At 41.0% G+C, this 25,129-nt stretch carries 26 protein-coding genes; all 26 read left to right on the top strand.

All coding sequences use genetic code 11. The features are described 5' to 3' along the window. Positions 1–43: 43 nt before the first annotated feature. The 26 genes from B0I26_RS01700 to ribF all read left to right on the top strand — a co-directional run bounded on the left by B0I26_RS01700 (position 44) and on the right by ribF (position 25,084). Positions 44–502: a chemotaxis protein CheW gene (locus B0I26_RS01700; protein ID WP_111643743.1), complete on the top strand. Its 459-nt coding sequence runs from the start codon at positions 44–46 to the stop codon at positions 500–502. Positions 503–522: 20 nt separating this feature from the next. Next, entirely contained in the window at positions 523–1,137 is a 615-nt protein-coding gene (locus B0I26_RS01705; RefSeq protein WP_111643744.1) for a chemotaxis protein CheC, read from the top strand. Next, positions 1,134–1,634 (top strand): chemotaxis protein CheD, encoded by a 501-nt coding sequence (locus tag B0I26_RS01710; protein ID WP_111643745.1) that lies wholly within the window; start codon positions 1,134–1,136, stop codon positions 1,632–1,634. The genes B0I26_RS01705 and B0I26_RS01710 overlap by 4 nt, the downstream gene beginning before the upstream one ends. Further along, a complete protein-coding gene (locus tag B0I26_RS01715; protein ID WP_111643746.1) occupies positions 1,634–1,963 on the top strand; it encodes a hypothetical protein in 330 nt (109 codons plus the stop codon). The genes B0I26_RS01710 and B0I26_RS01715 overlap by 1 nt, the downstream gene beginning before the upstream one ends. A 425-nt stretch (positions 1,964–2,388) precedes the next feature. Beyond that, positions 2,389–3,153: a FliA/WhiG family RNA polymerase sigma factor gene (locus B0I26_RS01720; RefSeq protein ID WP_111643747.1), complete on the top strand. Its 765-nt coding sequence runs from the start codon at positions 2,389–2,391 to the stop codon at positions 3,151–3,153. 57 nt (positions 3,154–3,210) lie between these two features. Then, positions 3,211–3,498: a hypothetical protein gene (locus B0I26_RS01725; protein ID WP_111643748.1), complete on the top strand. Its 288-nt coding sequence runs from the start codon at positions 3,211–3,213 to the stop codon at positions 3,496–3,498. A gap of 9 nt (positions 3,499–3,507) precedes the next feature. Further along, entirely contained in the window at positions 3,508–4,017 is a 510-nt protein-coding gene (locus B0I26_RS01730) for a hypothetical protein (RefSeq protein WP_111643749.1), read from the top strand. 157 nt (positions 4,018–4,174) lie between these two features. Then, positions 4,175–4,888, top strand: coding sequence for a 30S ribosomal protein S2 (gene rpsB, locus B0I26_RS01735; RefSeq protein WP_111643750.1), 714 nt, complete (start codon positions 4,175–4,177; stop codon positions 4,886–4,888). Between the two features lie 155 nt (positions 4,889–5,043). Further along, complete coding sequence (gene tsf / locus B0I26_RS01740; RefSeq protein ID WP_111643751.1) at positions 5,044–5,925, top strand: translation elongation factor Ts; 882 nt, start codon at positions 5,044–5,046, stop codon at positions 5,923–5,925. Positions 5,926–5,992: 67 nt separating this feature from the next. Then, positions 5,993–6,715, top strand: a complete 723-nt coding sequence (gene pyrH, locus B0I26_RS01745; RefSeq protein WP_111643752.1) for a UMP kinase — start codon at positions 5,993–5,995, stop codon at positions 6,713–6,715. Positions 6,716–6,717: 2 nt separating this feature from the next. Beyond that, positions 6,718–7,275, top strand: coding sequence for a ribosome recycling factor (gene frr, locus B0I26_RS01750; RefSeq protein WP_111643753.1), 558 nt, complete (start codon positions 6,718–6,720; stop codon positions 7,273–7,275). Between the two features lie 170 nt (positions 7,276–7,445). Further along, positions 7,446–8,225 carry an isoprenyl transferase gene (locus B0I26_RS01755; protein ID WP_111643754.1) on the top strand — a complete coding sequence of 260 codons (780 nt, stop codon included), beginning with the start codon at positions 7,446–7,448 and terminating at the stop codon, positions 8,223–8,225. Then, positions 8,226–8,999, top strand: coding sequence for a phosphatidate cytidylyltransferase (locus tag B0I26_RS01760; protein WP_111643755.1), 774 nt, complete (start codon positions 8,226–8,228; stop codon positions 8,997–8,999). It begins immediately after the preceding gene. Positions 9,000–9,026: 27 nt separating this feature from the next. Further along, positions 9,027–10,175, top strand: coding sequence for a 1-deoxy-D-xylulose-5-phosphate reductoisomerase (locus tag B0I26_RS01765; RefSeq protein WP_181502663.1), 1,149 nt, complete (start codon positions 9,027–9,029; stop codon positions 10,173–10,175). A gap of 15 nt (positions 10,176–10,190) precedes the next feature. Then, positions 10,191–11,450 carry an RIP metalloprotease RseP gene (gene rseP / locus B0I26_RS01770; RefSeq protein ID WP_111643757.1) on the top strand — a complete coding sequence of 420 codons (1,260 nt, stop codon included), beginning with the start codon at positions 10,191–10,193 and terminating at the stop codon, positions 11,448–11,450. Positions 11,451–11,545: 95 nt separating this feature from the next. Beyond that, positions 11,546–13,249 carry a proline--tRNA ligase gene (locus tag B0I26_RS01775; protein ID WP_111643758.1) on the top strand — a complete coding sequence of 568 codons (1,704 nt, stop codon included), beginning with the start codon at positions 11,546–11,548 and terminating at the stop codon, positions 13,247–13,249. A gap of 127 nt (positions 13,250–13,376) precedes the next feature. After that, positions 13,377–17,690 (top strand): PolC-type DNA polymerase III, encoded by a 4,314-nt coding sequence (locus B0I26_RS01780; RefSeq protein ID WP_111643759.1) that lies wholly within the window; start codon positions 13,377–13,379, stop codon positions 17,688–17,690. Between the two features lie 194 nt (positions 17,691–17,884). Beyond that, on the top strand, positions 17,885–18,358 hold the full coding sequence (gene rimP, locus B0I26_RS01785; RefSeq protein ID WP_111643760.1) for a ribosome maturation factor RimP: 474 nt from the start codon (positions 17,885–17,887) through the stop codon (positions 18,356–18,358). 36 nt (positions 18,359–18,394) lie between these two features. Then, the gene (nusA, locus tag B0I26_RS01790) at positions 18,395–19,543 is read left to right on the top strand and encodes a transcription termination factor NusA (protein ID WP_111643761.1); all 1,149 of its coding nucleotides are present in this window, start codon (positions 18,395–18,397) and stop codon (positions 19,541–19,543) included. A 13-nt stretch (positions 19,544–19,556) separates the two neighbouring features. Continuing rightward, positions 19,557–19,847, top strand: coding sequence for an RNase P modulator RnpM (gene rnpM / locus B0I26_RS01795; protein WP_111643762.1), 291 nt, complete (start codon positions 19,557–19,559; stop codon positions 19,845–19,847). Then, positions 19,837–20,142, top strand: a complete 306-nt coding sequence (locus tag B0I26_RS01800; RefSeq protein ID WP_111643763.1) for a YlxQ family RNA-binding protein — start codon at positions 19,837–19,839, stop codon at positions 20,140–20,142. Before rnpM ends, B0I26_RS01800 begins: the two co-directional genes overlap by 11 nt. Positions 20,143–20,201: 59 nt before the next feature. Continuing rightward, on the top strand, positions 20,202–22,400 hold the full coding sequence (infB, locus tag B0I26_RS01805; RefSeq protein ID WP_111643764.1) for a translation initiation factor IF-2: 2,199 nt from the start codon (positions 20,202–20,204) through the stop codon (positions 22,398–22,400). Beyond that, positions 22,397–22,675, top strand: a complete 279-nt coding sequence (locus B0I26_RS01810; protein WP_111643765.1) for a DUF503 domain-containing protein — start codon at positions 22,397–22,399, stop codon at positions 22,673–22,675. Before infB ends, B0I26_RS01810 begins: the two co-directional genes overlap by 4 nt. Positions 22,676–22,690: 15 nt before the next feature. Beyond that, positions 22,691–23,053, top strand: coding sequence for a 30S ribosome-binding factor RbfA (rbfA, locus tag B0I26_RS01815; RefSeq protein ID WP_111643766.1), 363 nt, complete (start codon positions 22,691–22,693; stop codon positions 23,051–23,053). Positions 23,054–23,157: 104 nt separating this feature from the next. Then, positions 23,158–24,066: a tRNA pseudouridine(55) synthase TruB gene (gene truB / locus B0I26_RS01820; protein WP_111643767.1), complete on the top strand. Its 909-nt coding sequence runs from the start codon at positions 23,158–23,160 to the stop codon at positions 24,064–24,066. Positions 24,067–24,100: 34 nt separating this feature from the next. Beyond that, entirely contained in the window at positions 24,101–25,084 is a 984-nt protein-coding gene (gene ribF, locus B0I26_RS01825) for a bifunctional riboflavin kinase/FAD synthetase (protein WP_111643768.1), read from the top strand. Positions 25,085–25,129 lie beyond the last annotated feature (45 nt).

The following is a 25,129-nucleotide window of genomic DNA, read 5'->3' on the forward strand; positions in this document are numbered from 1 at the left end:
ACTAGGCGAAAAACAACCTTGCTTCTCAAGGGAGGTAAACAGGATGACGGAACTTCAAGGAACGGAGCTAAAAGTGATTGTGTTTCAACTGAAAGATAAAGAATATGCCATATCTGTCCAACAAGTTCGTTCCATCGAAAAAATTCAGCATATTACACGTGTTCCGAGAACACCGAATTTTGTAAAAGGAGTTATCAACTTACGCGGAGTCGTTACGCCCATTATTGATTTGCGGACGCGCTTTGGGCTTGAGGAAGCGGCTATTTCCGAAAATACGCGCGTCATTATTGTTGCACTTGATGAAATAGAGGTTGGATTCATTGTTGATGCGGCAAATGATGTCGTTGATATACCAACAGATGCCATCGAGCCTGCACCGGAAGTAATGGATACAGCTCAAGTAGATTATATAAACGGTGTAGCTAAAATAGGAAAACGGTTATTAATTTTGCTTAATTTAGAAAAGATACTGAACAATCGACAGTTGAAAGCGGCAAAATAAAAGAGAGGTCGTGTTAGACGATGCCTTATTTTGACAAGTTAAATACCGACCACATGGATATTTTAAAAGAAATCGGAAATATTGGGGCAGGAAATGCTGCGACTGCACTTTCCCGGTTATTAAATAAAAAAATAGAGATGAATGTACCGGACGTGCGCATTGTTTCATTTGATGAAATGATGGAGTTGGTCGGCGGCGCAGAGAATGTTGTTGTTTCCGTTTTTTTGCGAATTGAAGGAGACGTATCAGGAAATATGTTTTTCATGTTGTCTTTGGAACAGGCAGAGCGTTTTATTCAGCAAATGACAGGGTATAAAGAGTTTGGTGAATTAGGCATCTCTGCTTTACAAGAGTTGGGAAATATTTTAGCTGGCTCTTACCTTTCTGCATTGGCAGATTTTACAAATCTTAAGCTATATCCTTCTGTTCCCGCTTTAAGTGTTGATATGATTGGAGCAATTTTACAGTATGGTTTAATTGAGCTTTCCCGTGTTGGCGACTTTGCGATTGTGGTTGACACCGCACTTTATGAAGCAGATCAAGTACAAGACAGCGTGAACGGCCACTTTTTCCTGCTCCCTGATCCAGATTCATTTGCACCGTTGTTTCGGTCTTTAGGTGTGGAAATGAGATGAGCGAAGTGATAAACATAGTAAAAGTAGGAATAGCGGATATGAATGTTGTAAAATCACCCGATGTTATACGCACATCTGGATTAGGGTCATGCGTTGGTGTCGTTATTTACGATCAAGTAAGAGAAGTAGCGGGTTTAGCTCACGTCATGCTGCCAGATTCAAAGCTTGCTAAATCTAGCGAATTGAATATTGCAAAATATGCTGATACAGCTGTGGAGGCATTAGTAGAACGTGTGATAAAAGAGGGTGGAAGGAAAAATGCATTAAAAGCCAAATTAGCAGGTGGAGCGCAAATGTTTCAGTTCAGTACAGCCACCTCGGATATCATGAGAATTGGTCCAAGAAATGTGGAAGCAGTTAAACAGCAATTGCGTCGTCTCAATATTCCAATTGTGGCCGAAGATATAGGAGGAAGCAGCGGGCGTACGATTGAATTTAATCCAAGAACATGTCTGCTGTCTATTCGGACAGTCAATCAAGGGGTACAAGAGATATAATGGCAGGAACGTGGATATTTAACTTATTGCTTGGACTGTTTGGATTTTTTATCGTTTTCTTGCTTTCCTTTACGGGGAATACGATATTAACTACGTTTATTCGCTCGTTTATCACTTTTATTTTATTTTTCTTGATCGGCTATATTTTTCGATGGATGTTTGCGTATATAAAAGCTGATCAAGGAAAAGTAAAAAAAATTGCGAATTCACAGCCACCTGTTCAAAAGGAAAATGAAATCGAGCAGTTGCTCAACAGCCTTTCCGATGAGGAAGCCAAAAAAGTTGCACAATATATTCGCAACATGTTAAACGATCAGCGTAGGACATAAAACGAATATGTTTAATGATTCATTAGCTTTTGCAGCTTCTTGACTTACAAGAATGTGGCTCCGGTCAACGGGAAGAAGTGGTTAAACGATTTTAAACCGGGGCGACAGAGCGTGAATGGACGTTGCTCATGAAAATCTAGTGGAACAAAGTTGTTATATCTAGGTACAGAAGAAACAACTCTTGAGAACACTATATAAATGCAGATTGATTTTCCGACATATATAAAACGTCTCAACTGCTCTTTTGCCTAACTTAAACACTTTATTGATGTCGATTTTTCACTCTGAACTTATATAGAATGTGGCTGATCCAACAACAAAGTAGCGTCAGACCCGAAAATACAATCTAGGGCTTATATGATGAAAGACATGTGAGGTCAGGCACTTATGGATCAGTCCCGGGTTCAGGAGGAGGAGTACTAATAATGGCAAACATCTCGGCAAGCGAGGAACAGAAATATTGGAACAGTTGGATGTATCACCGCGATCCGCAAGCTGGGGATGAACTTGTTCAAAAATATATGCCACTTGTTCATTACCATGTGCAACGCATTTCTGCTTCTTTACCAAAAAATATAAACAAAAAGGAACTTATAAGCCTTGGATTAATGGGGCTTTATGATGCCTTGGAGAAATTTGATCCTTCGCGCGATTTAAAATTCGATACGTACGCTTCCTTCCGAATTCGTGGCGCCATTCTTGACGGATTAAGAAAAGAAGACTGGCTGCCGCGCAGCACGAGGGAAAAAACGAAAAAAATTGAGGCGGCAATCGAAAAGCTTGAGCAAAAATATATGCGGACGGTAAGCGCAAAAGAAGTAGCTGACGAGCTATGTATGACAGAAGAAGAGGTATATATGACGATGAATGAAAGCTTTTTTGCCAATGTTCTTTCTCTTGACGAACCTGCAAAAGACGATGAGGAACAGGAACAACTCCAATTTGCGATTCGTGATGAAAAGTCGATTTCTCCAGAAGAACAGCTATTAAAGCAAGAACTGAATTTACAGCTTGCTGAGGTGATTAAGCAATTAAGCGAAAAAGAACAGCTCGTCATAAGTCTGTTTTATAAAGAAGAGTTAACGTTAACAGAGATTGGACAAATCATGGGGCTTTCCACATCGAGAATTTCACAAATTCATGCAAAAGCAATATTTAAAATGCGGAAAATACTTGAACAAGTACTATAAGGAATGATATAAGTTTCATACAGTAAAAATTTAGTTTATAAGGAAGTGATACCGATTATGAGTTTAAAATTGGTAGAATTACAAGTAGCACTTCCGAGGACGTATGATATAGGAAAAATACAAGAGCAGATGGCTCAGCAGTCACAATTCATGCAATCTCAACTGGCAGCTAGCATACAAAAGAAAGAGGAACTGCAAAGGCGTCAGGTAACAGCAAAAGAGAAAAGTTCAGAAGCACGCTGGAAAAAGGAAGGAAACCCGCTTCAGCTTCAGACAAACAAAAAAATGAAAACGGCAAAACAAAATCATCCATATAAAGGAACAATGATAGATTTTACCGGATAGAGGGATTCGATGAGTACACTTTTGCTTGTAATAAGTTTTATCTTTCATCTTATTTCCTTCTTTTTTATCATACTTTTATTGCTTAAATTTTCAAAGGTAAAAGAAATGGAAACAAAGCAGGCGAAAATGATAAAAGATATGGAGGAAGCGATTGCTGCATATTTACTCGAATTTAAAGAAGAAAACGAAAAGTTTATTCATACATTAACTAAAACCTTAAACCGCATTGAATTGAAAAACGAAAAAACGGACCAAGAGGAAAAGGAAGAAGAGGCAGTATTGCCGCCCTATTTGCCAAACATTGAACAAATAAAAGATCAAGTGGATATAAGTACGACTCACATCACATATGGCAAGCTGGATTCGAGTAAGGAGATAGAAGCGAATAAAGAGATGCAATCGATTATGCAGCAGGCGCTCCAATTGCATAGACAGGGGAAAACAATCGAAGAAATTGCACGAATTCTCGAAAAAGGAAAAACAGAAATAGAATTGTTATTGAAATTTCGGCAAACATAGGCAAATATAGCTTGATTGTCAGTATCAGTTATGATATATTTTAGTATGGTGTGAATACACACGCTCATCGATTTAAGCAATGGTGCTGTTTCACACAGTCTTGCTTAAAGATGAAGTGGGCGGAGGACTAAAAACCAAATTTAGGAGGAAAAGATAAATGTCAGTTATTTCAATGAAGCAATTGCTTGAAGCAGGTGTTCATTTCGGACATCAAACTCGTCGTTGGAACCCAAAAATGAAAAAATACATCTTCACAGAGCGCAACGGAATTTATATCATCGACTTGCAAAAAACTGTGAAGAAAGTAGAAGAAGCTTATAATTTCGTTAAAGAGTTAGCTGCAAACGGCGGTAAAATTTTATTTGTTGGTACGAAAAAACAAGCACAAGAATCTGTGAAAGAAGAAGCAGAACGTTCAGGCATGTTCTATGTTAACCAACGTTGGTTGGGCGGTACGTTAACAAACTTTGAAACCATTCAAAAACGTATCAAACGTTTAAAAGATCTTGAAAAAATGGCTGAAGATGGCACATTTGATGTATTGCCTAAGAAAGAAGTTGTAAAATTAAAGAAAGAACAAGAGCGTTTAGAAAAATTCTTAGGCGGCATTAAAGAAATGAAACAATTGCCAGATGCGTTGTTTATCATCGATCCTCGTAAAGAGCGCATCGCAGTTGCGGAAGCACGCAAATTAAACATCCCAATCGTAGGTATCGTTGATACAAACTGCGATCCGGATGAAATCGATTATGTCATTCCGGCAAACGACGATGCGATTCGTGCTGTTAAACTTCTTACTTCTAAAATTGCCGATGCGATTTTAGAAGCAAAACAAGGCGAGGAAGCAGTAGCAACAACAGCTGCTGAGTAATGGTTCATTTGAAAGGTGATAAGAGGGGAAAGCCTTTTATCACCTTTTTTTGAGACAGAAAAATCGAATGGCTGGTTATACTAATATTTAAACAAAATTTGCTATGCGAATTTTGTTTCTATACATATCGTAAGCTACAAAGGAGGATACAGTATATGGCAATTACTGCTCAAATGGTAAAAGAATTGCGCGAAAAAACAGGCGCAGGTATGATGGACTGCAAAAAAGCGTTAACTGAGACAAATGGTGATATGGAAAAAGCAATCGACTGGCTTCGTGAAAAAGGAATCGCGAAAGCAGCGAAGAAAGCTGACCGCATTGCTGCTGAAGGTACTACACTCATCGAAATTGACGGCAATACAGCAGTCATTTTAGAGGTAAACTCTGAGACAGACTTCGTAGCAAAAAACGAAGGGTTCAAAACATTAGTAAAAGAGCTTGCGGTACATTTATTAAAAAATAAACCTGCAACAGTTGAAGAAGCGCTTCAACAAAAAATGGATAACGGTACAACAGTTGAAGAGCACATCAATGCTGCAATCGCTAAAATCGGTGAGAAAATTACATTGCGCCGCTTTGAAATTGTGGAAAAAGGCGAAAATGCTGCATTTGGTGCATACTTGCATATGGGCGGCCGCATCGGCGTATTAACATTATTAGAAGGAACAACAAATGAAGAAGTAGCGAAAGACGTTGCTATGCATATCGCTGCAATTAGTCCGAAATACGTTTCTCGCGACCAAGTTTCTCAAGAAGAAATCGCACGCGAACGTGAAGTATTAACACAACAAGCATTAAACGAAGGAAAACCGGAAAATATCGTTGCAAAAATGGTTGAAGGCCGTTTGAACAAATTTTACGAAGAAATTTGCTTGCTTGAGCAAAGTTTCGTAAAAAATCCAGATATGAAAGTTCGCCAATTTGTCGAATCAAACGGTGCGACAGTAAAAAGCTTCGTCCGCTATGAAGTGGGAGAAGGCATCGAAAAACGCCAAGACAATTTTGCTGAAGAAGTTATGAATCAAGTTAGAAAGTAATTTGTAAATATAATGGGGAACACAACGTGTGTTCCCTATTTTTAAAGAGGATGCATGGAGGTTTAACATGAGTAGCCCTAAATATAAACGGATTGTGTTAAAATTAAGCGGTGAAGCATTAGCCGGTGATCAAGGTTTCGGTATTAATCCATCCATCATTCAGTCGATCGCGAAACAAATCAAAGAAGTAGCTGAGTTAGGTGTTGAAGTGGCTGTTGTTGTCGGCGGAGGTAACATTTGGCGCGGAAAAACGGGAAGCGAAATGGGAATGGATCGTGCAACTGCCGATTACATGGGAATGCTAGCGACAGTCATGAATTCGCTTGCGCTCCAAGACAGTCTTGAAAATCTTGGTGTACAGACGCGCGTTCAAACATCGATTGAAATGCGCCAGGTTGCCGAGCCGTACATAAGAAGAAAAGCGATTCGTCATCTGGAGAAAAAGCGCGTTGTTATTTTTGCAGCGGGAACAGGAAATCCATATTTCTCAACAGACACAACTGCTGCCTTGCGCGCTGCCGAAATCGAAGCAGATGTTATCTTAATGGCGAAAAACAATGTTGATGGTGTATACAGCGCCGACCCGAAAGTGGATCAAAACGCGGTAAAATACGATGAATTATCGTATTTGGACGTTATTAAACAAGGATTAGGGGTTATGGACTCTACCGCTTCATCTTTATGCATGGATAACAACATTCCGCTTATCGTCTTCTCCATCACTGAAGAAGGCAACATTAAACGAGCGGTACTTGGCGAAAATATCGGAACAATTGTAAGGGGGAAATAGCGATGGTAAAACAAGTATTAACGACTGCAAAAGAAAAAATGGATAAAGCCATTCAAGCATTTAGCCGTGAATTAGCGACAATCCGCGCCGGAAAAGCGAGTCCTAGCTTGCTTGAGAAAGTGACGGTAGACTACTATGGTGTGCCTACACCAATCATTCAGCTGGCAGGTATCAGCGTTCCGGAGGCTCGCCTTCTTGTTATTCAACCGTATGATAAATCCATTCTTAAAGATATCGAGAAAGCGATTTTAGCTTCTGATTTAGGGTTAACACCTTCTAATGACGGTTCTGTCATTCGCATTACCATTCCGCCATTAACAGAAGAACGCCGCCGCGAGCTTGTTAAGCTTGTAAAAAAATATGCTGAAGAAGCCAAAGTAGCTGTTCGCAACATTCGCCGCGATGCGAATGACGAATTGAAAAAGCTTGAGAAAAACGGTGAAATCACGGAAGATGAACTTCGCGGATATACAGATGACGTTCAAAAAATGACAGACGAGCATATTGCGAAGATTGATGCGATTACGAAAGAAAAAGAAAAAGAAGTCATGGAAGTTTAATTGCTGATCCTAAAAACCCTCTATATTTGCAGAGGGTTTTTTTGCTATAATGTAAAAATGAGACAACATGAGTGAAAACGACATTTGACGAAAAAGCAACTTCTGATTACACTAGCCTCATAATACATTATTTATTCAAATCTATACATAAATGCGGAGGACTAGTCATTATGTTAAATAAAGTACGATTATGGAAGAATAAAGGACAAGAGCCTTTTTCTTCGGAATATACAAAAGAAGAAGTGAAAAAACGACCGATACCGGAACATATTGCCATCATTATGGATGGAAATGGCCGCTGGGCAAAAAAAAGAGCGATGCCGCGGGTAGCAGGGCATTATGAAGGAATGCAAGTTGTGCGAAAAATTACCCGTTTTGCCAATGAGCTTGGAGTGAAAGTACTTACACTCTATGCGTTTTCCACTGAAAATTGGAAGCGGCCGAAAAGCGAAGTGGATTACTTAATGAAATTACCGGAAGAATTTCTTGGCACATTTCTTCCAGAGTTAGTAAAGGAAAATGTTCAAGTCCGTGTCATGGGGAATAAAGAGCAGCTGCCTGAGCATACGAGACGCGCTGTTGAAAAAGCGATTAAGGAAACGAAAAACAATACAGGTCTCATTTTAAACTTTGCGTTGAACTATGGCAGCCGGGCTGAGATTACAAGCGCTGTGCAGGCGATCGCGAAACAGATTGAAGCGGGGAATTTAACAGCCGAACAAGTAAATGAAGAACTTGTCGCTTCATACTTAATGACAAAAGATTTAGGAGATCCTGATTTGCTTATTCGGACAAGCGGTGAAATTCGCTTAAGCAACTTTATGCTTTGGCAGCTTGCTTATACCGAATTTTGGTTTACCGATGTACTTTGGCCTGATTTTACAGAACAACATTTATTACAAGCAATTGCCGATTTTCAACAAAGAGGTCGGCGCTTTGGAGGAGTATAGATGAAGCAACGAATTATTACAGGTGTAATCGCCGCAGCATTTTTCTTACCAATTGTCATTTTTGGAGGATTACCGTTTATACTGTTAACATATGTGCTAGCAACGATTGGACTATTCGAATTATTTCGCATGAAAAATATAAACCTTTTATCGTTTCAAGCACTGACCAGCTTCTTGCTATTATGGGCTTTCTTGCTTCCAACGGAACGCTCTCTGCCGATTGCGAAAACGGAACTTTTGTTCATCGGTGTCTTGTTATTATTAACATATACGGTTGCAACGAAAAATAAGTTTACTTTTGATGAAGCAGGGTTTGTCCTCCTTTCGACATTGTATGTGGGCATCGGTTTCCATTACTTTATCGAAACAAGACTTGCCGGTTTACATTATATTTTTTATGCACTATTTATTATTTGGGCAACGGATACAGGAGCTTATTTCATCGGCCGGGCAATCGGCAAGAGAAAACTGTGGCCGGAAATTAGCCCGAACAAAACAATCGAAGGCTCTTTAGGCGGGATTATTTCAGCGTTAATCGTTGCGGCTGTTTATTATGCAATGGCTGATTTTGAGCAAACGTTGACAGCACTTTTAATGATGACGGTTATTTTGTCTGTATTTGGACAAATTGGTGATTTAGTTGAGTCGGCCTTTAAACGGCATTATGGTGTGAAGGACTCCGGAAAAATTTTACCTGGACACGGGGGCATTTTAGATCGTTTCGATAGTTTGCTATTTATCTTGCCGCTTCTACATTTTTTAAAATTTGTGTAATCGTGCAAGCAGTTAGGAGTGAATGTATTGAAATATATTAGTTTATTAGGAGCAAGCGGATCCATTGGCACACAAACGCTCGATGTGATACGTTCTCATCCGAATGAGTTTCAGTTAGCGGCAATGTCGATAGGAAAAAATATTGAATTAGCAGGGAAAATCATTAAGGAATTTACTCCGCATCTTGTCTCCGTAGCGAACAAGGAGGATTGTGAACGTCTTCGTCAAGAATTTGGCAGCAAAGTAAAATTTGTATACGGAGAAGAAGGATTAATAGAGGTTGCTACATATCCAAAGACAGACATTGTTGTGAATGCTGTCGTGGGAAGCGTTGGTCTTTTGCCGACATTACAGGCGATTGAAGCGGGAAAAACAATCGCCCTTGCCAACAAGGAGACGCTTGTTACAGCCGGTCACATTGTCATGGAAGCGGCACAAAAACGAGGTGTCACGATATTGCCGGTGGACAGTGAACATTCAGCGATTTTTCAATGTCTGCAAGGAGAAAAAAAGAAAAATATCGAAAAAATTATTTTAACAGCCTCCGGCGGCAGCTTCCGTGACAAAAAACGAGAAGAACTGCAAAATGTCACCGTGGAAGAAGCGCTCCGCCATCCGAACTGGGCGATGGGGGCGAAAATTACGATTGATTCGGCAACAATGATGAATAAAGGTTTGGAAGTGATTGAGGCGCACTGGTTGTTTCATTTGCCATATGAACAAATTGATGTTTTACTACATAAGGAGAGCATTATTCATTCAATGGTGCAATTTCATGATAGCAGCGTCATTGCCCAATTGGGGACACCTGATATGCGGGTGCCAATCCAATATGCTCTTACGTATCCTGACCGATTCGAATTATTCGGTGCCAAAAAGCTAAACTTAGCAGAAGTAGGAACGCTCCATTTCCAAAAAGTAGACTTTGAACGTTATCGTTGTTTAAAGTTTGCCTATGAAGCGGGAAAAGCCGGCGGTTCCTTGCCGACGGTGTTGAATGCGGCAAATGAAGAGGCGGTTGCAGCATTTTTAAACGGACAAATTTCGTTTTTAGCAATTGAAGAGCTGATTGAACAGGCGTTAGAACGTCATCATGCAGTCAAACAGCCGACGTTTGATGAGATTCGTGAAATTGACGAGGAAACCCGTCGCTATGTCAAGTCATTATTAATTTAAAAGGTGGTTGAAAAATTGAACACGATCATTGCCTTTGTCATCATTTTTGGTGCGCTTGTTTTCTTCCATGAACTTGGACATTTAATCTTTGCAAAGCGAGCCGGCATTTTATGCCGCGAGTTTGCTATTGGCTTTGGCCCAAAAGTATTTTCGTTTAAGAAAAATGAGACGGTTTATACGATTCGCCTGTTGCCGCTTGGCGGCTTTGTCCGTATGGCCGGCGAAGATCCGGAAATGATTGAAGTGAAACCGGGACAGATTGTCGGGCTGGAATTTGCCCCGGATGGAAAAGTGAACAAAGTCATTATTAATCATAAAGATCAATATCCAAATGCGAAAATTATTGAAGTCGAACATGCGGATTTAGAACATGGAATGTATATTACAGGATATGAAGATGATAACAATGAACGTCTTCAACGTTTTGAGTTAAGTGAACCTACCTTTTTTGTCATGGATCAGCAGGAAATCCAAATTGCCCCTTATCATCGCCAGTTTGCTGCAAAAACGCTTGGCCAGCGGGCGATGGCAATTTTTGCTGGTCCGTTAATGAACTTTGTCCTTGCCTTTATCATTTTTGTGCTTATCGGCATGTTGCAAGGCTATCCTGTAGATAAACCGATCATCGGTGAATTAACAAAAGATGGTGCTGCACTTGAAGCGGGATTAAAAGAAAACGATAAAGTGTTAGCGATTGACGACCAACCGCTTTCAACGTGGACAGAAGTGGTTGAAATCATTCGTGACAATCCTGATCAAGAGTTATTGTTTCGAGTAAGCCGTAACGGAGAAGTACTAGAAATTCCGGTCACACCGAAGCCGAAAGAAGTGCAAGGGGAGACCATTGGCTTGATCGGTGTGTATGGACCGATGGAAAAATCGTTGTTCGGTGCGTTTAAACAAGGGGCTTATGAAACGTATTACTGGACAAAAGAGATTATTGTTGGTCTTGGACACTTGCTTACAGGTCAATTTTCTCTTGATATGCTCTCAGGCCCTGTTGGGATTGCGGTATCTACCCACAAAGTGGCGGAGTCAGGAATTTATTATTTAATGAAATGGGGAGCGATTTTAAGTATTAATCTCGGTATTGTCAACCTTTTGCCGATTCCGGCACTTGATGGCGGCCGCCTAATGTTTTTCGCTGTTGAAGCATTGCGCGGCAAGCCGATTGATCGCCAAAAAGAGGGCTTGGTTCATTTTATCGGCTTTGCTTTATTAATGTTATTAATGCTTGTCGTGACATGGAATGATATTCAAAAGTTTTTCCTGTAATATTTCGTTGAAGAGAAGTAGAACAAATAATTCTATTTCTCTTCGCCTTATGCCTTAATATAAACAACCAACAATTAAATAAGAGGTGCAAGAAGATGAAACAAAGTATGTCTTTTATCCCGACGTTACGGGAAGTACCGGCAGATGCGGAAATTAAAAGCCATCAGCTCCTGCTGCGCGCAGGATTTATCCGTCAAAACGCAAGCGGTGTTTACAGCTATTTGCCGCTTGGTCAACGCGTGTTACAAAAAATCGAAAAGATTATTCGCGAGGAAATGAATCGCGCCGGGGCGATTGAATTGTTAATGCCAGCTTTACAGCAAGCGGAGCTTTGGCAAGAGTCCGGCCGCTGGTATTCATACGGACCGGAGCTCATGCGTCTTAAAGACCGCCATGACCGTGATTTCGCGCTTGGAGCGACTCATGAAGAAGTGATTACGGCGCTTGTCCGGGATGAAATAAAAACATATAAACGTCTGCCATTAACGTTGTATCAAATTCAAACGAAGTTTCGCGATGAAAAACGTCCTCGTTTCGGCTTGCTGCGCGGCCGCGAATTTATTATGAAGGATGCCTATTCCTTCCATACTTCTCAAGAAAGTTTAGATGAAGTATATAACAAAATGTATGAAGCCTACTCCAATGTGTTCCGCCGCTGCGGCTTAAACTTCCGTGCGGTGATTGCCGATTCGGGAGCAATGGGCGGAAAAGATACACATGAATTCATGGTGCTCTCAGATGTTGGCGAAGATACAATTGCTTATTCTGATACATCTGATTATGCGGCAAACATCGAAATGGCGCCGGTTATCACTACTTACGAAAAAAGCGATGAGCCGCTTCGGGAATTAGAAAAAGTGCATACACCAGAGAAAAAATCAATTGAAGAAGTGTCGTCTTTCTTAAACGTCCCTCGGGAAAAATGCATTAAATCGCTGCTCTTTAAAGTAGATGAAAAGTACGTTCTTGTCTTAGTGCGCGGCGACCATGAAGTCAATGATGTGAAAGTGAAAAACTTGTTTGAGGCGTCCGTCGTTGAACTAGCTTCACCTGAGGAAACAAAACAAATCATGCAATGCTCTGTTGGCTCATTAGGTCCGATTGGGGTAAACGCGGAAGTCGAAGTCGTAGCGGACAAGGCTGTACAAGCGATTGTCAATGGTGTATGCGGTGCTAATGAAGAAGGATATCATTATATCGGCGTAAACCCTGACCGTGATTTTGCCGTTTCACAATATGCTGATTTACGTTTTATTCAAGAAGGAGACCCTTCACCGGACGGGCAAGGAACGATTCGCTTTGCGCGCGGTATTGAAGTAGGCCATGTCTTTAAACTAGGCACTCGTTACAGCGAAGCGATGAACGCAACCTATCTGGATGAAAATGGCCGCACGCAAACAATGATTATGGGCTGCTACGGTATCGGTGTGTCCCGCACGATGGCGGCGATTGCCGAGCAATTTAGCGATGAAAACGGTCTTGTATGGCCGGTTGCTGTGGCACCGTTCCATTTACATTTAATTTCCGTGAATCCAAAAAATGATGAACAGCGTCATTTAGCAGATGAGCTGTATGAAAAGCTGCAAAATGATGGCTATGAAGTGCTTTACGATGATCGCCACGAGCGCCCGGGCGTAAAATTTGCTGACAGCGATCTTATCGGTATACCGGTCAGAATTACGGTTGGCAAACGCGCCGGCGAAGGTATTGTAGAAATGAAAGTGCGCCAAACCGGTGAAACAATGGAAGTTCACGTTTCTGAATTAAATGAGACCATCCAGCGTCTTTTAGCCATCTAAAATATCAATGGGTGTCAAAGGAAGAAATAGGGCTGCATCCCTCGGGTAGAACTTCTACTTTTGGGACAGCCCTTCTGTTATCATAAATATATACATGAATGATAAGAGGGGAGAATGTAGCGACGTCATGTTAACAAACGAGCAAAAAGAACGATTTCAAGTACTGCTGCAGCAGCTTGAGCTGACGTCTGATGATTTCGTTCCATATTTTTCACAAGCCGGAATTCAAAAACTTGTCATTGAAAAGGAACAAAAACGCTGGCATTTTTATTTTTTGCTGCCGAAAATATTGCCTGCTAATTTGTATCAGCTATTTACGCAGCGATTGATTCATGCTTTTGGGCATATTGCCAACGTCAAGCATACGATTCAAACACTGGATTCTACGTTTACGGAAGAGGACATTCAACAATATTGGCCGATTTGTCTAGAAGAGATGCAAGGAATCTCGTCGCCGCTTTTATCATTGCTTTATGAGCAGCTTCCAAGTTTAAAAGGAAACAAACTCTACATATCAGCGCGAAATGATGCGGAAGCAATGGCGTTAAAACGCCGTTTTGCATCGCCCATTGCACAAGTCTATCAGTCATTTGGTTTTCCGTATTTGCAGCTGGAAACAGAAGTGAAGCAGTCACAAAGCGAGTATGAGCAATTTTTAGCGCAAAAACAACAGGAAGACCAAGAACGTGTCCTGGCGGCATTGACAGAAATGACAATGAAGAAAGAATCTTCCTCTGAAGTGGCCGTTGAAGCTCCGGCAGGGCCGCTTGTCATCGGTTATCCGATTAAAGAGGAGGAAGAAATTCGCACCTTGGACAGCATTGTTGAAGAAGAACGCCGTGTTGTCGTACAAGGTTATGTCTTTGATGCCGAGTTAAAAGAACTTAAAAGCGGACGTTCATTATTGACTTTAAAAATAACAGACTATACAAACTCCATTCTTGTAAAAATGTTCTCACGCGACAAAGAAGATGCCGCTTTAATGGCAAAAGTAAAAAAAGGAATGTGGATAAAGGTAAGAGGAAGCGTCCAAAATGATACATTTGTTCGTGACCTTGTTTTAATTGCTAATGATGTAAACGAAATAAAGCCAAATGAGCGCCAGGATACCGCTCCTGAAGGAGAAAAACGGGTCGAGCTTCACCTTCATACGCCAATGAGCCAAATGGATGCGGTCACATCGGTCAGCAAGCTGATTGAACAAGCAAAAAAATGGGGTCATCCAGCGATTGCGATTACCGATCACGCCGTTGTTCAATCGTTTCCGGAAGCATACAGCGCTGCGAAGAAAAACGGAATAAAAGTGATTTATGGACTAGAAGCAAACATTGTTGATGATGGAGTGCCAATCGCATATAACGAGGCGCACCGTTTACTTGCAGATGATACATTTGTTGTTTTTGACGTTGAAACAACAGGATTGTCTGCTGTTTATAATACGATTATTGAGCTTGCCGCTGTGAAGGTGAAAAACGGGGAAATTATCGATCGCTTTACGTCGTTTGCCAATCCGCATCATCCGCTTTCGATTACAACGATTGAGCTGACCGGAATCACCGATGATATGCTGAAAGATGCACCGGATGTTGAGGAAGTATTGCAAAAGTTTTATGAATGGATTGACGATAGTGTACTTGTTGCTCATAATGCTACCTTTGATATCGGCTTCTTAAATGCAGGATTCAAAAAAATCGGGCTTGGCAAAGTGACCAATCCTGTCATTGATACGCTCGAACTGGCCCGCTTTTTGTACCCGGAACTAAAGAATCATCGCTTAAATACGCTTTGTAAAAAATTTGATATTGAATTAACGCAGCATCACCGCGCGATTTATGACGCAGAAGCAACAGGTTATTTATTGATCCGCATGCTGAAAGATGCGCATGAAAAAGGGATTCTTTATCATGATGAGCTAAACAAAGCGACTAGCGAAGCAGCAGCATTTCAACGTTCTCGTCCGTTTCATGTCACGCTGCTTGCCCAAAACGAAGTTGGACTGAAAAATTTATTTAAGCTCGTCTCGCTTTCACATATTCAATATTTTTATCGTGTGCCTCGCATTCCGCGATCTGTATTGCAGCAACACCGCGAAGGCATATTAGTTGGTTCCGGCTGCGATAAAGGTGAAGTGTTTGACAATATGATTCAAAAGGCACCGGAAGAAGTGGAGGAGATTGCACAATTTTATGATTTCCTTGAAGTACATCCGCCAGAAGTATATAAACCGTTAATTGAGATGGATTATGTCAAAGATGAACAAATGTTAAAAGAGATTATTCACAATATTGTTAGGCTCGGAGAAAAATTAAATATTCCAGTTGTCGCAACCGGAAACGTTCATTATTTAAATCCTAAAGATAAAATTTATCGAAAAATATTAATTAGTTCGCAAGCTGGAGCCAATCCATTAAACCGTCATGAATTGCCTGATGTATATTTCCGAACAACGAATGAAATGCTCGATTGTTTTGCGTTTCTCGGTGAAGAAAAAGCAAAAGAAATTGTCGTAACAAATACACAAAAAATCGCTTCTTTAATCGATGACGTTAAGCCGATTAAAGATGAACTTTACACGCCGCGAATCGAGGGAGCAGATGAAGAAATTCGCGAGATGAGCTACCGCCGCGCGAAAAGCATTTATGGTGACCCGCTTCCGGAAATCGTGGAACAGCGTCTGGAAAAAGAGTTAAAAAGCATTATCGGGCATGGATTTGCGGTTATTTATCTCATTTCCCATAAACTTGTGAAAAAATCACTTGATGACGGTTATCTTGTTGGTTCGCGTGGTTCAGTCGGTTCATCGTTTGTAGCAACAATGACGGAAATAACAGAAGTAAACCCGTTGCCGCCGCATTATGTCTGTCCTAATTGCAAGCACTCCGAATTTTTTAATGACGGTTCAGTCGGCTCAGGGTTTGACTTGCCGGATAAAGATTGTCCAAAGTGCGGCACGCGGTATAATAAAGACGGTCACGATATTCCGTTTGAGACATTCCTTGGTTTTAAAGGAGATAAAGTTCCTGATATCGACTTAAACTTCTCCGGTGAATATCAGCCGCGCGCACATAACTATACAAAAGTGTTGTTCGGTGAAGATAACGTTTATCGTGCTGGAACGATCGGTACGGTGGCTGATAAAACCGCCTATGGATTTGTTAAAGCGTATGCAAGCGAAAATAATCTTCAGCTTCGCGGCGCAGAAATCGATCGGTTAGCGGCTGGATGTACAGGAGTAAAAAGGACGACTGGCCAGCATCCAGGCGGGATTATTGTCGTTCCTGATTATATGGATATTTATGATTTCACGCCAATTCAATATCCGGCAGACGATACAAGCTCAGAGTGGAGAACGACACATTTTGACTTCCATTCGATTCATGACAATTTACTGAAGCTTGATATTCTCGGACACGATGATCCGACCGTCATTCGCATGCTTCAAGATTTAAGCGGAATTGATCCAAAAACGATTCCGACCGATGACCCGGAAGTCATGAAGATTTTTAGCGGAACCGAATCTCTCGGCGTTACGCCGGAACAAATTATGTGCAACGTTGGAACGTTAGGAATTCCGGAGTTCGGTACAAGATTTGTTAGACAAATGCTTGAGGATACAAAGCCGAAAACGTTTTCTGAACTTGTGCAAATTTCCGGACTGTCGCATGGAACGGATGTATGGTTGGGGAATGCCCAAGAATTAATTCAAAACGGAATTTGTACATTGTCGGAAGTAATCGGCTGCCGTGACGATATTATGGTCTATTTAATTTATCGTGGTCTTGAGCCGTCACTTGCCTTTAAAATTATGGAGTCAGTACGTAAAGGAAAAGGCTTAACTCCAGAATTTGAAGAAGAAATGCGGAAACACGATGTACCTGAATGGTATATCGAATCATGCAAAAAAATTAAGTACATGTTCCCGAAAGCGCATGCGGCCGCTTATGTATTAATGGCAGTAAGAATTGCGTACTTTAAAGTACACCATCCGCTTTTATACTATGCCTCTTACTTCACTGTGCGCGCAGAAGACTTCGATTTAGATGCCATGGTAAAAGGCTCAGCAGCAATTCGCAAGCGGATTGAGGAAATTAATGCAAAAGGGTTGGATGCGTCAGCGAAAGAGAAAAGCTTACTAACCGTATTAGAAATCGCTTTAGAAATGTGTGAGCGCGGCTTCTCATTTAAAAACATTGATCTTTATCGTTCACAGGCAACAGAATTTGTTATCGACGGCAATTCACTTATACCGCCGTTTAACGCGATTCCGGGATTAGGAACAAACGTAGCCTGGAATATTGTCCGTGCCCGCGAAGAAGGAGAATTTTTATCAAAAGAAGATTTGCAGCAGCGTGGAAAAGTCTCAAAAACATTAATCGAATATTTAGAGAGCCGCGGCTGTCTCGATTCGCTTCCGGATCATAACCAATTATCATTATTCTAGTGTTTTTCATTGCATTACTTTTATCAATATGTTATAGTTTTAGTGGAAATGGTAAAGATAATCTGTAAGAAAAGAGTGGGGAAACCCACTCTTTCTGTTGTATTGGATTCATTGCATTGTTTCCCTGCTGTTTTTAGCAGGGGCTTTTCGCATTATGCCATAAAGTTCAATTTTCTCTAAGTAGGAGGAAGAGAATGAGCAAAAAAGTCACCGAAATCGTTGAAGAGCTAGTGACACCTATTCTTGAAGAGATGGAGCTCGAGTTAGTCGATATCGAATATGTAAAAGAAGGAAAAAACTGGTTTCTCCGAGTGTTTATTGATTCGGAAGACGGAATTGATATTGAACAGTGCGGAGTCGTCAGCGAAAAATTAAGCGAGAAGCTGGACGAAGTTGACCCTATTCCATATAACTATTTTCTTGAAGTGTCTTCTCCAGGGGCCGAGCGGCCATTGAAAAAGCGCACCGATTTCGAACGGGCTGTCGGAAAAAATGTATATATAAAAACATATGAACCGATTGAAGGAGAAAAAGAATTTGAAGGTGAGCTCACCGCCTTTGACGGCACGGTTGTGACGATTACGGTTAAGCAAAAGATGCGCAAAAAAGCGATCGAAATTCCTTATGAAAAAATCGCAAACGCCAGACTCGCGATTGTGTTTTTCTAATGGGTAAACGTTTTTAAAGAGGGGGATTCACGTTTCATGAATACACAACTATTAGATGCCTTAACAACGATCGTAAAAGAAAAGGGCATTAGTCAAGAAGTGTTGGTAGAAGCGCTTGAGGCGGCGCTTGTCTCCGCTTATAAACGAAACTTTAATCAAGCGCAAAACGTTCGTGTCGATTTTAATGTGGAAACAGGGACCATTCGCGTTTTTGCCCGCAAAGAAGTTGTCGATGAAGTCGATGATTCTCGTTTAGAAATTTCTCTTGAAGAAGCGAGAAGAATCAATCCAAACTATCAAGTCGGCGATATCGTCGAGATTGAAGTAACACCGAAAGATTTTGGGCGTATCGCGGTGCAAACGGCAAAACAAGTTGTGACACAACGTGTACGCGAAGCAGAACGCGGTGTGATTTATGCGGAGTTTATTGACCGCGAAGAAGATATTATGACGGGCATTGTTCAACGTACGGACTCAAAGTTTATTTACGTAAGCTTAGGAAAAACAGAAGCGCTTCTGCCTGTCAGCGAACAAATGCCGAATGAGACATATAAGCCGCATGATCGCATTAAAGTATATATTACAAAGGTAGAAAAAACGACAAAAGGCCCGCAAATTTTCGTGTCACGCACACATCCGGGACTTTTAAAACGATTGTTTGAATTAGAAGTTCCGGAAATTTATGACGGCACAGTGGAAATAAAGTCGGTAGCCCGTGAAGCTGGCGACCGCTCAAAAATTTCGGTGCACTCCGATAATCCAGAGGTTGACCCGGTTGGGGCGTGCGTCGGACCAAAAGGACAACGCGTTCAAGCGATTGTCAATGAATTAAAAGGTGAAAAAATCGATATCGTTCGTTGGTCGGCTGACCCTGTCGAATTTGTCGCGAACGCGCTAAGTCCAGCAAAAGTGCTAGATGTCATCGTTAACGAAGAAGAGAAAGCAACGACGGTTATTGTTCCTGATTATCAATTATCATTAGCGATTGGAAAACGCGGACAAAATGCGCGTTTAGCGGCAAAATTGACGAATTGGAAAATTGATATTAAAAGTCAAACAGAAGCAGAGCGATTGGGAATTTATCCGCGCGAACAGTCCGCTTTGCTTGATTTGAAAGATGAGCATATGAATAATGAAGATGAATACGACCCAACATTCGATTTGTCTGAAAATGAAATCGAGTGAGAGGTGAACAAGAATGACGATTCGTAAAAAAATACCTCTTCGTAAGTGCGTAGTAACCGGTGAAATGAAGCCGAAAAAAGAGCTCATTCGCGTCGTTCGTTCCAAAGAAGGTGTCGTATCGATCGACCCGACCGGAAAAAAAGCGGGACGCGGTGCTTATTTAACGCTTGATAAAGACTGCATTTTACTTGCCAAAAAGAAAAATATATTAGCGCATCATTTAAAGGTCGAAATTGAAGAATCAATATATGATGAGCTGCTTCGTTTAGCAGAAAAGGAGAAGCAAACGGAGAATGAACAATAAACAGTGGGCATCCTTCTTAGGCTTAGCCAATCGAGCGCGGAAAATTGTTTCGGGCGAGGAGCTTGTCGTTAAAGAAATTCGAAGCGGAAGGGCAAAGCTCGTTCTTCTTGCCGAAGATGCATCTGTCAATACAGCGAAAAAAATTCAAGATAAATGCTCATCTTATCATGTTCCGCTTCGAAAAGTAACGGATCGATATGAACTCGGCCATGCCATCGGAAAAGAGGCAAGAGTCGTTGTCGCCGTTACGGACGAAGGATTTGCGAAAAAATTAATGACGATGCTCGATGTATAATGGTAATGTCAAAAGTTGTATAAAATTAGATATTACCGATTTTATGTGGGGGTGAATCTATGTCGAAAATACGTGTATATGAATACGCGAAAAAAAATAACGTTTCTAGCAAAGACATCATTCATAAATTAAAAGAAATGAATATTGAGGTTACCAATCATATGGCAGCACTTGAACCGGAAATCGTAGAAAAACTAGATCGTTCATATCATAAAAAAGAAGAAAAACAAGAAGAGCATAAGGCGCCAAAAAAAGAAAAAGCGCCATTAAAACCAAAAGGATATATCGGTGATTTCGAAGATGACGACGAGGTAGTAAAAACGAAAGTTCCGATTAAAAAGGGCGGCAGCAAAAGCCGCGAAAGCAAGAAACACGATGTCGAAAGCCAGCAAAAAGAAAAGAAAATTTTTAATAATAATAAGAAAAATAAAAACAAAAATAAACATAAGCAAAAGGTGGATCAGCCTGTAGTCCAGGAAGTCGAAAAGAAAAAAGAAAAAGAGCTTCCTAAGAAAATTACGTTTGAAGGCTCTTTAACGGTTGCGGAACTTGCGAAAAAGCTTGGCAAAGAACCGTCTGAAATTATTAAAAAACTGTTTATGCTCGGCATTATGGCGACAATTAACCAAGATTTAGATAAAGACGCGATCGAGTTAATTTGCGCTGACTATGGCGTTGAAGTCGAAGAAAAAGTTGTCATTGATGAAACGGAATTTGAAGCATATGAAATCGTTGATAATCCAGAAGATTTAGTAGAACGCCCTCCGGTTGTTACCATTATGGGACACGTTGACCACGGAAAAACAACGCTTTTAGACTCGATTCGCAACTCAAAAGTAACAGAAGGAGAAGCTGGCGGTATTACGCAACATATCGGTGCATACCAAGTTGTTGTAAACGATAAGAAAATAACGTTCCTTGATACACCGGGACATGAGGCGTTTACAACGATGCGTGCCCGCGGTGCGCAAGTAACAGATATCGTTGTTCTTGTTGTTGCAGCGGATGACGGCGTCATGCCGCAAACGGTCGAAGCCATTAACCATGCGAAAGCGGCGAATGTGCCAATTATCGTCGCTGTTAACAAAATGGATAAACCTACTGCAAATCCTGATCGCGTCATGCAAGAACTTATGGAATATAATCTTGTGCCGGAAGAATGGGGCGGTGACACGATTTTCTGCAAACTGTCGGCAAAAACCGGCGAAGGAATTGAACATTTGTTAGAAATGATCCTTCTTGTCAGCGAAATGGAAGAGCTTAAAGCGAATCCAAATCGCCGTGCAACAGGTACAGTGATTGAAGCAAAACTAGATAAAGGTCGCGGTCCTGTAGCAACATTGCTCGTACAGGCAGGTACATTGCGTGTCGGTGACCCGATTGTAGTCGGTAACACTTATGGACGCGTGCGTGCAATGGTGAATGACTCAGGACGCCGCATCAAAGAAGCCGGTCCGTCCACTCCAGTTGAGATTACAGGGCTAAACGATGTGCCGCAAGCAGGCGACCGTTTCATGGTATTTGAAGATGAGAAAAAAGCTCGTCAAATCGGGGAAGCGCGAGCACAAAAACAATTGCTTGAACAGCGCAGCGTGAAAACCCGCGTCAGCCTTGACGATTTATTCGAACAAATTAAACAAGGCGAAATGAAAGAACTTAACATCATCGTAAAAGCGGATGTTCAAGGTTCTGTTGAGGCGCTTGCAGCAGCACTGCAAAAAATTGATGTTGAAGGTGTCAGAGTAAAAATTATTCATGCCGGAGTAGGAGCAATTACGGAATCCGATATCATTTTAGCAACTGCTTCCAACGCGATTGTCATCGGCTTTAACGTTCGTCCAGATGCGAACGCGAAGCGTGTTGCTGAAACAGAAAAAGTGGACATTCGCCTTCACCGCATCATTTATAAAGTTATTGAGGAAATTGAGGCGGCAATGAAAGGAATGCTTGACCCAGAGTATGAAGAAAAAGTGATTGGTCAAGCGGAAGTTCGTCAAACATTTAAAGTATCGAAAGTCGGAACGATTGCTGGTTGTTATGTCACAGATGGAAAAATTACACGCGACAGCAAAGTCCGCCTCATTCGTCAAGGTATTGTTGTTTATGAAGGTGAAATTGACACGCTCAAACGCTTCAAAGACGATGTGAAAGAAGTGGCTCAAGGCTACGAATGCGGTGTTACCATTAAAAACTTCAATGATATTAAAGAAGGCGATGTTATCGAAGCATATGTGATGGAAGAAGTAAAACGGGCATGATTGGCTATGTCGAGTGTGAGTGCCTCATTTATGACGCACAATCACTAAAAGAAAAAAGAGCCGTGCTGCAGCGTGTTGTCACACGGCTCAAACAAAAATATAATGTATCAGTAGCCGAAATCGATCATCAAGATGTTTGGCAGCGTACAAAGCTTGGAATTGTAGCTATTACGTCAGACCGAACAACAACGGAACGTGAATTGCAGCGGGCGCTTGAGATGATCGATTCATTTCCTGAAATAGAACGGACGGTTACAACATTTGAGTGGTTTTAAATCGAGGTGATGAAAATGCGTTTACGAGCTGCTCGTGTTGGCGAACAAATGAAAAAGGAATTAAGCGACATTATTGGTCGTAAACTGAAAGACCCGCGCATCGGTTTTGTGACAGTTACCGATGTACGTGTCACAGGAGATTTGCAGCAAGCTAAAGTATATATCTCTGTCTTAGGTGACGAGGAACAACGGCAAAATACATTAAAGGGGTTAGCAAAAGCAAAAGGTTTTATCCGTTCAGAAATTGGTCAACGCATCCGCCTTCGGAAAACGCCGGAGATTTATTTTGAAATTGACGAATCGATTGACTATGGTAACCGCATTGAATCTTTAATTAAACAAATTTCAGAGGAAGAACAACATAAAAGCGAGGAATGATGAGCAGCTGTAAGGGTCTGTTTCCCCCGAACGATTACAATATATATGGGTGTGATATATTGTAGTTGAGGGGGACGGACCTTTTGTTTTTAAGGGGGATTGTTATGGACGGAATTCTTTTGTTACATAAACCAGCCGGGATAACATCACATGATTGTGTCTTAAAGGTGCGCAAAATGTTAAAAATAAAAAAAGCAGGCCATACGGGAACTCTCGATCCAGATGTATCTGGTGTTTTACCAATTTGTATCGGGAAAGCGACAAAAGTTGTTGAGCTGCTAACAGGAGCAAACAAAACATATGAAGGAGAAGTAACGTTAGGCTTCTCAACAACAACAGAAGATGCTTCCGGTGAAATGGTCGAAGAAAAAAAAGTGGACAGACCGATTCAGCGGAGCGAAATTGAAAGGGTGTTTCAACAATTAACAGGGGAAATTGAACAAACACCGCCAATGTACTCGGCTGTAAAGGTAAATGGAAAAAAGTTATATGAATATGCCCGTGCTGGTATTGAAGTCGAAAGGCCGATTCGGATTGTAACGATTCATGAATTGACATTACTTGATAATAGAGAAATATTTACAGGAGAAACGATTTCGTTCCGCTTTCGGGTTACATGCAGTAAAGGCACATATGTACGAACGTTAGCTGTCACCATCGGAGAAATGTTAGGCTTCCCGGCACATATGTCTCATTTAATTCGAACAGCCTCTGGTCGATTTACGCTTGATCAATGCTTAACTTTTGAAGAAATGGAAGAAAAACTTAAGAATAACGAATTAGCAACGATTTTAATACCAATTGAACATGCACTTTTCCATTTGCCGAAATATCAAATTAATGATAAAGTAGCAGAGAAAGTAAAAAACGGAGCGGTATTGCCAATGCCGAACGAATTAAAAAATGTGAAAGATCCTATGTTAGTCGTAGACAAACACAATAAAGCATTGGCTTTATATATAAAGCATCCGGAAAAACCGCATCTCATCAAGCCGTTAAAAGTATTGGGATGATTAGAAGCGGCAATAGGCAGAAGGTGAATATGCTATGAAAACATTGTTTATCTCTCATCCTCATCATATGAATAAAGACGAATTCCCGCCGACGGTGATGGCGCTTGGGTATTTTGATGGTGTTCATCTGGGCCATCAGCAAGTGATCAAAACAGCGAAACAAATTGCTGCTGAAAAAGGTTATAAAAGCGCGGTGATGACGTTTGACCCGCATCCATCCGTCGTATTAGGGCGACAAGAAAAACATATTCATTTTATTACACCTTTGAAAGAAAAGGAACGATTAATTGCCGAGCTAGGAATTGATTATTTATATGTCGTTGAATTTACATCACAGTTTGCTGAATTGCTTCCACAGCAGTTTGTTGACCAATATATTATTGATTTTCATGTCAAACACGTTGTTGCCGGCTTCGATTTTACGTACGGACGTCTTGGCAAAGGAACGATGGAGACATTGCCGTTTCATTCGCGCGGACAGTTCTCGCAAACCGTTGTGCCAAAATTAAGTTTTCAAGAGGAGAAAATTAGTTCCACTTATATACGTCAATTGCTGAAAAATGGGGATGTCGCTCAGCTTCCCAGCTTGCTTGGCCGCTTTTATGAAATAAAGGGGATTGTGATTGACGGAGAAAAGCGGGGAAGAACGATCGGCTTCCCAACAGCAAATATCGAACCAATCGATGATTATCTTTTACCTGCACTTGGAGTATATGTAGTCAAAATTAAAATAGACGATCATACGTATGAAGGAGTATGCAACGTCGGCTATAAACCAACATTTCATCAAACAAAAGCGGATCGGCCGAATATTGAAGTGCATATTTTTGATTTTACAAAGGATATTTATGGAGAAACGATCACTCTTCAGTGGCATAAACGGATAAGAAGTGAAAAAAAGTTTGCACAGATTGATGAATTAATTGCGCAAATTCAACGCGATAAAGAAGCAGCCCGAAACTATTTTCGAAATCTCAATGAAAATACTTGCATTTTAGCAGAAAAAGATGTATTCTAATAAGCGTATGCAAAATAACCATTGCTTGGCAAGTCGAGTCACCGA

This window comes from Paranoxybacillus vitaminiphilus (assembly GCF_003259935.1).
Lineage (GTDB): Bacteria > Bacillota > Bacilli > Bacillales > Anoxybacillaceae > Paranoxybacillus > Paranoxybacillus vitaminiphilus.

What these genes read in the sequence shown, in the direction of transcription:
- rpsB (WP_111643750.1), top strand. Translation starts at nt 4,175, where the DNA reads ATGTCAGTTATTTCAATGAAGCAATTGCTTGAAGCAGGTGTTCATTTC.
- B0I26_RS01705 (WP_111643744.1), top strand. Translation starts at nt 523, where the DNA reads ATGCCTTATTTTGACAAGTTAAATACCGACCACATGGATATTTTAAAA.
- B0I26_RS01755 (WP_111643754.1), top strand. Translation starts at nt 7,446, where the DNA reads ATGTTAAATAAAGTACGATTATGGAAGAATAAAGGACAAGAGCCTTTT.
- frr (WP_111643753.1), top strand. Translation starts at nt 6,718, where the DNA reads ATGGTAAAACAAGTATTAACGACTGCAAAAGAAAAAATGGATAAAGCC.
- B0I26_RS01800 (WP_111643763.1), top strand. Translation starts at nt 19,837, where the DNA reads ATGAACAATAAACAGTGGGCATCCTTCTTAGGCTTAGCCAATCGAGCG.
- rbfA (WP_111643766.1), top strand. Translation starts at nt 22,691, where the DNA reads ATGCGTTTACGAGCTGCTCGTGTTGGCGAACAAATGAAAAAGGAATTA.
- infB (WP_111643764.1), top strand. Translation starts at nt 20,202, where the DNA reads ATGTCGAAAATACGTGTATATGAATACGCGAAAAAAAATAACGTTTCT.
- B0I26_RS01810 (WP_111643765.1), top strand. Translation starts at nt 22,397, where the DNA reads ATGATTGGCTATGTCGAGTGTGAGTGCCTCATTTATGACGCACAATCA.
- nusA (WP_111643761.1), top strand. Translation starts at nt 18,395, where the DNA reads ATGAATACACAACTATTAGATGCCTTAACAACGATCGTAAAAGAAAAG.
- B0I26_RS01715 (WP_111643746.1), top strand. Translation starts at nt 1,634, where the DNA reads ATGGCAGGAACGTGGATATTTAACTTATTGCTTGGACTGTTTGGATTT.
- B0I26_RS01760 (WP_111643755.1), top strand. Translation starts at nt 8,226, where the DNA reads ATGAAGCAACGAATTATTACAGGTGTAATCGCCGCAGCATTTTTCTTA.
- B0I26_RS01725 (WP_111643748.1), top strand. Translation starts at nt 3,211, where the DNA reads ATGAGTTTAAAATTGGTAGAATTACAAGTAGCACTTCCGAGGACGTAT.
- B0I26_RS01775 (WP_111643758.1), top strand. Translation starts at nt 11,546, where the DNA reads ATGAAACAAAGTATGTCTTTTATCCCGACGTTACGGGAAGTACCGGCA.
- B0I26_RS01710 (WP_111643745.1), top strand. Translation starts at nt 1,134, where the DNA reads ATGAGCGAAGTGATAAACATAGTAAAAGTAGGAATAGCGGATATGAAT.
- B0I26_RS01700 (WP_111643743.1), top strand. Translation starts at nt 44, where the DNA reads ATGACGGAACTTCAAGGAACGGAGCTAAAAGTGATTGTGTTTCAACTG.
- B0I26_RS01730 (WP_111643749.1), top strand. Translation starts at nt 3,508, where the DNA reads ATGAGTACACTTTTGCTTGTAATAAGTTTTATCTTTCATCTTATTTCC.
- rimP (WP_111643760.1), top strand. Translation starts at nt 17,885, where the DNA reads ATGAGCAAAAAAGTCACCGAAATCGTTGAAGAGCTAGTGACACCTATT.
- truB (WP_111643767.1), top strand. Translation starts at nt 23,158, where the DNA reads ATGGACGGAATTCTTTTGTTACATAAACCAGCCGGGATAACATCACAT.
- B0I26_RS01780 (WP_111643759.1), top strand. Translation starts at nt 13,377, where the DNA reads ATGTTAACAAACGAGCAAAAAGAACGATTTCAAGTACTGCTGCAGCAG.
- pyrH (WP_111643752.1), top strand. Translation starts at nt 5,993, where the DNA reads ATGAGTAGCCCTAAATATAAACGGATTGTGTTAAAATTAAGCGGTGAA.
- rnpM (WP_111643762.1), top strand. Translation starts at nt 19,557, where the DNA reads ATGACGATTCGTAAAAAAATACCTCTTCGTAAGTGCGTAGTAACCGGT.
- B0I26_RS01720 (WP_111643747.1), top strand. Translation starts at nt 2,389, where the DNA reads ATGGCAAACATCTCGGCAAGCGAGGAACAGAAATATTGGAACAGTTGG.
- ribF (WP_111643768.1), top strand. Translation starts at nt 24,101, where the DNA reads ATGAAAACATTGTTTATCTCTCATCCTCATCATATGAATAAAGACGAA.
- tsf (WP_111643751.1), top strand. Translation starts at nt 5,044, where the DNA reads ATGGCAATTACTGCTCAAATGGTAAAAGAATTGCGCGAAAAAACAGGC.